General features: G+C 70.0%; 7 protein-coding genes and 2 pseudogenes. 6 read left to right on the forward strand and 3 right to left on the reverse strand.

The features are described 5' to 3' along the window. Positions 1 to 82: 82 nt before the first annotated feature. Positions 83 to 1,432 (reverse strand): hypothetical protein, encoded by a 1,350-nt coding sequence (locus tag AC07DI_RS36845; protein WP_478909263.1) that lies wholly within the window; start codon positions 1,430 to 1,432, stop codon positions 83 to 85. 217 nt (positions 1,433 to 1,649) lie between these two features. On the opposite strand from AC07DI_RS36845, the gene AC07DI_RS36850 reads away from it, so the two are divergent. Together AC07DI_RS36850 and AC07DI_RS36855 are read left to right on the forward strand one after the other, a co-directional pair. After that, positions 1,650 to 2,270 carry a hypothetical protein gene (locus tag AC07DI_RS36850; protein WP_478909265.1) on the forward strand — a complete coding sequence of 207 codons (621 nt, stop codon included), beginning with the start codon at positions 1,650 to 1,652 and terminating at the stop codon, positions 2,268 to 2,270. Between the two features lie 98 nt (positions 2,271 to 2,368). Beyond that, positions 2,369 to 2,878 carry a DUF6233 domain-containing protein gene (locus tag AC07DI_RS36855; RefSeq protein WP_478909271.1) on the forward strand — a complete coding sequence of 170 codons (510 nt, stop codon included), beginning with the start codon at positions 2,369 to 2,371 and terminating at the stop codon, positions 2,876 to 2,878. A 10-nt stretch (positions 2,879 to 2,888) separates the two neighbouring features. Here the strand turns inward: AC07DI_RS36855 and AC07DI_RS36860 are convergent, their stop codons facing one another. Continuing rightward, positions 2,889 to 3,500 carry a hypothetical protein gene (locus AC07DI_RS36860; RefSeq protein WP_478909267.1) on the reverse strand — a complete coding sequence of 204 codons (612 nt, stop codon included), beginning with the start codon at positions 3,498 to 3,500 and terminating at the stop codon, positions 2,889 to 2,891. An 87-nt stretch (positions 3,501 to 3,587) separates the two neighbouring features. Between AC07DI_RS36860 and AC07DI_RS36865 the strand changes: the two genes are divergently transcribed. Further along, positions 3,588 to 3,854: a hypothetical protein gene (locus tag AC07DI_RS36865; protein ID WP_451518830.1), complete on the forward strand. Its 267-nt coding sequence runs from the start codon at positions 3,588 to 3,590 to the stop codon at positions 3,852 to 3,854. On the opposite strand, the gene AC07DI_RS36870 is transcribed toward AC07DI_RS36865, so the two are convergent. Next, positions 3,833 to 4,060, reverse strand: a complete 228-nt coding sequence (locus AC07DI_RS36870) for a hypothetical protein (protein WP_478909273.1) — start codon at positions 4,058 to 4,060, stop codon at positions 3,833 to 3,835. The two genes, AC07DI_RS36865 and AC07DI_RS36870, sit on opposite strands and share 22 nt — an antisense overlap. Here AC07DI_RS36870 and AC07DI_RS36875 point away from each other — a divergent pair. The 3 genes and pseudogenes from AC07DI_RS36875 to AC07DI_RS36885 form a co-directional block, all read left to right on the forward strand. Next, positions 4,011 to 4,579 (forward strand): annotated as a pseudogene (locus AC07DI_RS36875) (IS5 family transposase); the annotation flags it as partial. The gene AC07DI_RS36870 and the pseudogene AC07DI_RS36875 overlap by 50 nt on opposite strands. Before the next feature lie 79 nt (positions 4,580 to 4,658). Continuing rightward, a pseudogene (locus AC07DI_RS36880) lies at positions 4,659 to 5,573 on the forward strand (transposase). A gap of 437 nt (positions 5,574 to 6,010) precedes the next feature. Then, positions 6,011 to 7,363 carry an MFS transporter gene (locus AC07DI_RS36885; protein WP_478909269.1) on the forward strand — a complete coding sequence of 451 codons (1,353 nt, stop codon included), beginning with the start codon at positions 6,011 to 6,013 and terminating at the stop codon, positions 7,361 to 7,363. Positions 7,364 to 7,713: the final 350 nt, after the last annotated feature.

Raw genomic sequence — 7,713 nt, forward strand, 5'->3', positions numbered from 1 at the left:
TGCGGTGTTCCTTGTGCTGGTCCTGGTGAACCGGGTGTTCCCCAGGGGGTGGATCGTGTCGGCTGAAGCGGACAGGGCCCGGTCAGTCGAGGTCGGTGGTGCCGGTGGCGGCACGGGGCCGGTTGCGGGCCCACTTCTTGAGGTCGCCGACGCGGTAGAGGAGTTCGGCGCCGCGCTTGCCTGCCGAGGCGGGGAAGGCCGGGTCGTTGGCGCGAGCGAAGCGCAGCGCGGCCAGGGTGATGCCGGGCAGGTGGTGTTCGGCGGCCTCGCGGAGCCCCACCACTTGGTCGTCGTCGACGGGGGCCGAGGTCGCCGGCGGCGTCGCCGTGGCGTTGGACGCGAGCTCGCCGGGCGCGGCGGCCGGGGCCGGGGCGGAGTGCAGGGCGTCGGTGGGCCGGTCCCCGCCCGCGAGTTGCTCGGGGACGGGCGGGAGGCCGGGGACAGTGGCGGACCCAGCGTCGGCGAGGGAGTCGGTGGGCGGCTTGTGCAGCTGCACCGGGACGGGCCTGTCGGCGGCCGCGGACTCCTTGCCGGTGGTGGCCCACTCGCGGGCTTCGGCCTCGGTGAAGAACAGGATCTGCGTCTCCCGCGCGGAGCCGCCGCTGACGACCTGGGCGCGGCCTCGGTGTTTGGTGGACTTCGGCGCGGGGTGGACCTCCGGAGCGAGCATCCGCCAGGCGTTGACGCTGTATTTGGCGAGGATGCGGGTGGAGAACTGCTCGCGGACCTCCGGGCCACCGAGGGCGCGGGCGGTGGCGGACTGCGCGACCAGCAGGACGTGCATGCGTAGCTGGCGGCCCATGTAGAGGATCTCGTTCAGCGCGTCGACGGCCGGAGAGACCTTCGGGTCGCCGGACTCGCGGGTCCGCTCCCAGTAGCGGGCCAGCTGCTTCATCGTCGCGTTGACCTCTTCGAGGAGGATCAAGATGCGCGGGCCGATGGCCTTGGGGTCGGCGTCAATGCCCAGGTCGTCGGCGACGCGGGTGCGGCGCCGGCCTTCCATGCCCAGGGCGATGAGCTGGTCGTGGATGTCGGCGATGTCGCGGCAGTACGTGACCCCGGGCAGCCCGGACACCCACGGGTGGGAAATCCGCTTGGTGTCGAGGACGAACACGCGGCTGCCGTGGTGGAGCATCTGGCAGGCGATGCACCGCAGGGTCACCGACTTGCCGCCGCCCGTGGAGGCGTTGCCCAGAATGTGCGGGGACTCCGCGTCCAGGTCGACGGTGACGATCCGCCCTGCGGAGCCGATCCCGATGACGGGCGCGGACTCCTTGGCGGCGGCCACGATCTCGCGGACCTTGGGGTCCTTGAAGGCCGCCAGCATCGGCCGGTTCCTGGCCGGCCGGCCGATGGACGGGGTGAAGCGGACCGACGCGACATTCTGGCGCTCGGGCACCAGGGTCCTGCCGAACAACTTCGTCTGTGCCATCGGCCGTGCCCTTTCGGTGTGCGCGTCCCGGCACCTCACACCCGGAAGCGGACACGAACCGTAAAGCCGCTTGCCTGTGGATAGAACGCAGCGAAAAGTGGGCCCTGACCTGCGATCTGTGGATAACTTTCCGGACCGAAAATCCGCAGGCACTCCGCCTGTGAGCCGCAGTCGGTACAACAGGAGATGCAGGACCGATCTAGGGGAAGAGGGACCGATGGCCGAGCACGAACAGCCGGGCAGGCGCAGCCAGTTGGACCAGCGGGACACGGACGTGCGGGAGATCTGGGACCGCGAGATCGCCTCGCCCGGCGGGCCGCTGCCCGGCGCGGTGCTCGAGGTGCTGGAGCACGCGGACGGCTGGGTCGGGCACGTGCAGCTGGTCACCCGCCGTCCGGCGAGCGACATCGACAAGGCCGCGGCCGCCATCGAGGACGCCTTCGACCTGCTGGTCGGATCGGTCGTGGTCGACTCCGGAGGCAGCGGCGCGGAGATCTGGGCGTACCAGCGGCCTTCCGCCGCCCGCCACCACCGGCTTCGGCCGATGAGCGTCCGGCAGCGCGGCCAGCTGGACGACGACGGCCTGGTCGACGGCGACCGCGCCACCCTGGAGGACTGGGCGGCCAAGTACGCGCGCGTCTGGAAAGCGATCCGCGAGGGCGGCACGGTCGACATGGAACGCTTCCTGCGCCGCCTGGCCCGCCTGGAGGCCGGGCTGACCGACGCCGCCCACTACGCCAAGCACGAGGTCCTCGTCGACATCGTGGAGAAGGCCGGCCTGCCGTACGAGAGCCTGTCCGAGGACGTCGCGTCCGGGATCGGCATGAAGCGCCGCTGACGGCGCAGGCGCGCGCCGGGCCCGCGCCTGCGGTAGGGGCGGGCCCGGCTGCCTACGGTGGGGCCGTGACTTCGCCCTCCGACGACGCAGCCCGGCCGGTGCCGGTGCGAGTCGTGCTGCCCGCCGACCCGGTGCTCGGGCACCCTGAGCAGGAGGTCGTGGCACGGCTGTGGAGGCGGCGGCAGACCGAGAACGGGTGGGTGTACCTCGTGGGACTGCCGTCGTACCGGGACCTCGAGGACGGCAGCGTAGAGGCCGCGGAGTACCGGGTATGGGTCCGGGCTCCCGACCACGTGCGCCCAGCCGACGGCGTCGACTACGACCAGGTCCCCACTGAGCCCCTTCCGTCTGCGCCGAAGTCGATGGTCCGTGAGGTCCTCGGGGAGCGTCGGCCTTCGGGCTGGGTGCTGGCGAAGGCGCGCGAGGGACAGGGCCCGGCCCGTGGTGTGCTGCACGCGCCGGACTGCGAGGAAGCGCCGCAGGGGGCGCCGCTGCTCGGTGTGGAGCAGGCGCTGAACGTCGCGGAGAACCCGGGCACGCGGCTGTGCGGGTGTGCTCAGGAGCTGACGCCGATGCTGAGCGGCTTCGACCACATCACCGACTCCTGACCTGCCGTGGTCAGGAGGTGCCCTCGATGGTGACGGGGACTTCCAGCGGCACGATCCACTCGCTGCCCTTGGACCTGGCGGTGATGCTCAGGCGTACCGGTTCGTTCGCGTAGTCGCGTTGCCAGTCGTGCGTGTTGGTCGTCGACCACGGTGGCGGGGTGGTGGGGGTGAGGCCGTATCGCGTCCACTCGCCGATCGCCAGCTGCTGCGGAGCGGCCGTCCGGCCGGTGTCGTCGCGGTCGTCCGCGCTGAACTTCCACGGCCCCCAGACGTGGGCGCGGACCGCTTCGGGAGCCGGGGCACCTGCGAGCTGGGGCCCGCCGCCCCGGTGCGGGTTGTCGTTGCGCAGGGACGCGGTGATCTCGATGGCGCCGTGGGACAGCAGGCCGGGCGGGCCTTCGAGGTGGACTCGCAGCATGGCGGTGGAGCGGGCCTCGTTGGCCACGACCGTGCAGCGGAAGTGCGGGGTGAGATCAGCGTGCAGGCGCTGCTGCTCGATCCGGGACAGGGTCTGTGCAGCCCCGTTGGCGTTGCGCGCGGCCCTCCAGGAGCCGATGGCGGCAGCGGCAGCGACGACCACGACGGTCAGAGCCAGGGCCGCGATCGTGTCGGTGGTGGTCATGGGGCCGGACGCTATCGCCACTGCAGTTCACAGGTCAGCGCCCTGGAGATATGGCCAGCGGCGGGGGACATCGTCCAAGGTGGGGCGATGAGCGCACTGCGACCCGGTGACATCACCGACGAGATGATCCAGGCCATGGACGCGGCCAAGCGGCAGGGACTGCAGAAGGATCTGCGCGCCCTCGCCGCCAACATCCGCGCCGACGCCGAAGGCCGCTACGACAGCGCGGAACCCGGGTGGCGGGCCGGAGTCGAGTGGGCGCTGCTGTGGATCGAGAACACCGCCAGCCAGCTGACCGAGGGCAGGCCGGGCGCCGAGGCCGGCGGCCGGGGTCAGGGCGTGTCGCCGGAGTAGTAGAAGCGGCACACCACACCCGGGCCGCCCGATGGGCGCGGGTCGTCGGGGCGCGGGTCGTACAGCGCCCGGCCGCCGGGCCACCGCCCCAGCTCGGTCATCAGGGCGACGCCATCGTCTATCTCTTCCGGCCGCCAGCCCGTGATGTCGAGCAGTGGCCGGCTGCACCAGGCCGTGCTGCACCGGCTCGACGATGCCGGCCTCATCGACGTCACCCGCGTCGTCCTGGACACCGCCCACGTCCGCGCTAAAAGGGGGGCGAACACACAGGTCCGAGCCCCGTGGACCGGCGCAAGCCGGGTTCCAAGATGCACATCCTGTCGGACGCGAACGGGCTGCCCCTCCTCGTCGGCGTCTCGGCCGCCAATGTCCACGACTGCGAGGGGCTGAAGCCCATGGTCGAGGGTCACCAAACGCAACACGACCCGCACCGCGGACGGTATTTCAAGCCGCAGCGGCTCCACGCGGACAAGGCGTACGACATCCCCCACCTGCGGAAATGGCTGTGGGGAAAGCACATCGGCGTGCGCATCGCCCGCAGGGGAGTCGAGTCCAGTGAACGATTGGGGCGCCGCCGCTGGGTGATCGAGCGGACGATCTCATGGCTGTCCGGCTACCGCCGCCTCAGCCCCCGCTACGAGCGCAATCCCCGCAACTACCTGGCCTTTCTCGGACTCGCTGCCGCCCTGTGCTGCTTCAAACGGCTCATCCGGCTCACCACGTAGGACACCGTCTAACGAGTTGGTGCGTGATAGCGGGTGAGGTGTCGAGCCAGGTGGATGGCATGATCCCGCTGTCGCGATCATGGTCAATCGGGCGGTGCTGGCGCATCGGCTGTTCACGGGGATCTCTCGGTCTCATCTTGCCTGTCTGGTCGAAGAGTTGGCCGAGCCGTGGCAGGCCGGGGTCGAAGGTCGTCGGCATGCGACGCGGGGCAGGGCCAGGAAGCGGGCCGCGGGTGCCGGCGCCCGCCATCAGCTGGTGTTCGTCGACAGGCTGGTGGCCACACTGATCCATCTGTGGCACGACCTGCCGCACTCGGTGCTGGGCTTGCTGTTCGGTGTCGACCGTTCCACGGTCACCCGGGCGATCGGAGAGGTGCGCACGCTCCTGGCGGAGCGGGGGTGCGCGGTTCCCGACCGTCCCGGCCTGCAGCTTCGGACGCTGACGGATGTATTTGCCTATGCCCAGGCCGAAGGCATCGAGCTGCGGCTGGACGCCACCGAGATCCAGGTCCGCCGGCCACCGGCCGGCCGCGGCGGACGTCGTGCCTTCGTCTCGGGCAAGAAGAAGCAGAACACGATGAAGGCCACCGTGATTGCCGACTGGCGAGGCCGCACGTTATGGACCGATGCCCTGCGACCTGGGCGTATGCACGACGCCACGGCCGCCCGCAACGAAGGCATCTCCGTCTGCTTCCGGCACTTCCCCGACGTCGAAGTCCTCCTGGACGACGGCTACCTCGGCCTGAGCCGCGACCACCGTGGCCAAGCGATCACACCGCCCAGAAAACCGCGGCCGGGAGCATTGCCCGGCAGAGTCCAGTAATGGGAACGGGACCGCCACCGGCACTCGTCCGACCGCATCACCGTCGAACACGCCCTTGCCGATCACAAACGCTGGAAGCAACTGACCCGCTGGACACACCAGCGAGATGTCCTGCCCGACACCTACCGCGCCATCGCCGGCCTCGTCTCCGACCGCACCGCCAACATCTGAAAACCGGCCACGGCAAGGCCGAACACACCTCACCCGCTATCACGCACCAACTCGTAAGAGATCGCGCGGATGGGTGCTCCGCGGCGCCGGAGTTCCCGGTGCCCGAGAAGCTCTGGCGAACGGGCCTACGAGTGAAGAGATGAGATGTCAGGCAGGTGTCTGAGCCGGGTGTCTCTGCCCTGGTAGCGTTCACGGCATGTCTGCTGCTTCGTGTGCGGCCACTTGCGCCGCAGTGACCAGGTCGTCCCGCTAGCGGCGGGACGTTCGACTCACACACTCTTCCTGGACGTCCAGCCGCTTCGTGATTCAGACCGGAGCGGCACGTTAGTGCTGCTCAGAACTTCTTCTGAGCGACGGAGCACCTGATGCTTCCAGGCATCCTTTCTTCACGCGGGCACAGCCCGTCCCCGGCACGCGCATGGCTGGTGCTGTGCGCGATGTCCATGCTGCAGTTCTTCATCGCGGTCGACGTGACCGTGGTCAACATCGCCCTGCCCTCGATCGGCGCTGACTTCGACGTCGACGAGCACGCTCTGACCTGGGTCGTGGTCGGGTACACGGTCACCGGTGGCGGGCTGCTGATGCTCGGTGGCCGGCTGGGCGACCTGCTCGGGCGGCGGCGCGTGCTGCTGCTCGGTACCGGCCTGTTCGGCGCCGCGTCCCTGCTGGCGGGCCTGGCTCCCACGTTTGCGCTGCTGGTGGTCGCGCGCTTGTTGCAGGGCGCCGGTGAGGCCATCGCGCTGCCTGCCGCGATGGCCACCATCGTCCTGATGTTCCCCGAAGGGCCACGCCGGTCGCGGGCCCTGAGCGTGTGGGCGGCGGTGGCCAGCTGCGGTCTCGTGGTCGGGTTCGTCCTGTCCGGAGTCATCACCGCCCACCTGGGGTGGCGGTGGATCTTCCTGGTCTCGGTCCCGTTCATCCTGATCGTGCTGCTGGCGGCCGTCTTCCTGGTCGAGGGGGAACGGCCTGTGGCCAAGGACGTTTCGCGGCTGGACCTTCCCGGCGCGCTGCTGCTGACCGCCTGCCCGCTGCTGTTCACCTTCGGCGTGGTCGAGGCCGGTGAACCCGGAACGCCCGCATGGGTGATCGTGGGGGCCTTGGCCGGGGCGATGGCCGCTGGGGCCGGGTTCGTGCAGATCGAGGCACGCTCGCGCAACCCGCTGCTGCCGCTGCGTTTCTTCGCCAACCGCACGCGTGTGGCGGCCAACCTGGCCACGATGCTGCTGAGCGGGGCGCTGTCGACCTCGTTCCTGCTGTTCACCTTGTATCTGCAGGACCGGTTGGGCATCGGCCCGCTGGGCGCGGGTCTGACGATGCTTCCTCTGGCCCTCTCGCTGATCGTGTTCTCCCTGCTCGTGCCCCGCCTGCTGGGCTGCTGGGGAGCACGCGCGTGCGTGCTCGCCGGCATCGGGTTCACCGCGGCCGCGATGGCAGTGATCGCGGCCATCGCGGCCCTGCGGGCAGACGGTGTGGCGATGATCCCGGCCATGCTCCTGATCGCGGCCGGGATGGGGTTCGGCCTTGTGGGGCTCCAGTACCTCGCGGTCAGCGGCGTCACTGAGGACGACGCCGGGACCGCCTCGGGCGTCCAGCGTGCGGCTGACCAGCTGGGCGGTGCGACCGGGGTGGCACTCTGCGTCGGGATCGGGTTCGCCCCGTCCCTGCACTCCCTCGATCCGTTCCTGGTCGCCACCCTGCTGGCCGCCATGGGGCTCGTGACCGGCGCGGTCGTGGCCTGGCGCATGCCCGCGCCCGCTCCCGCAACAGACCTGCAGGAACAGGCCGGGTGACTTTCGTCCCGCAGGGGTGTGCCGCCATGACAATCGGGACGGCACACCCCTGCGGGACTTGCTGGTCAACGCCCTCTACGGCCGAACGAAGGTCACGTGCCCGTCCTGCCCGCATCCATACCGACCCGTTGTGGGAGCAGTTCCAAGCCCTCCTGCCCAATCGGGCAGTGGCCGCTCATCCATTGAAGTTCCGCCATCTTGATTTCGGCTGGTCAGGTCCTCTGGCGTGATGGCGAGTGAGGTTGCTCGGGCTGGTGTCGGCGTACAAGTGAACGTGCACCACCTCGTACGGATGAGAGTGCACCAAAGTTGATGCGGTGACGGGTGGGTGCCGCGAGTCTTCTGTCGTC

The organism is Streptomyces sp. NPDC044106, from assembly GCF_056433985.1.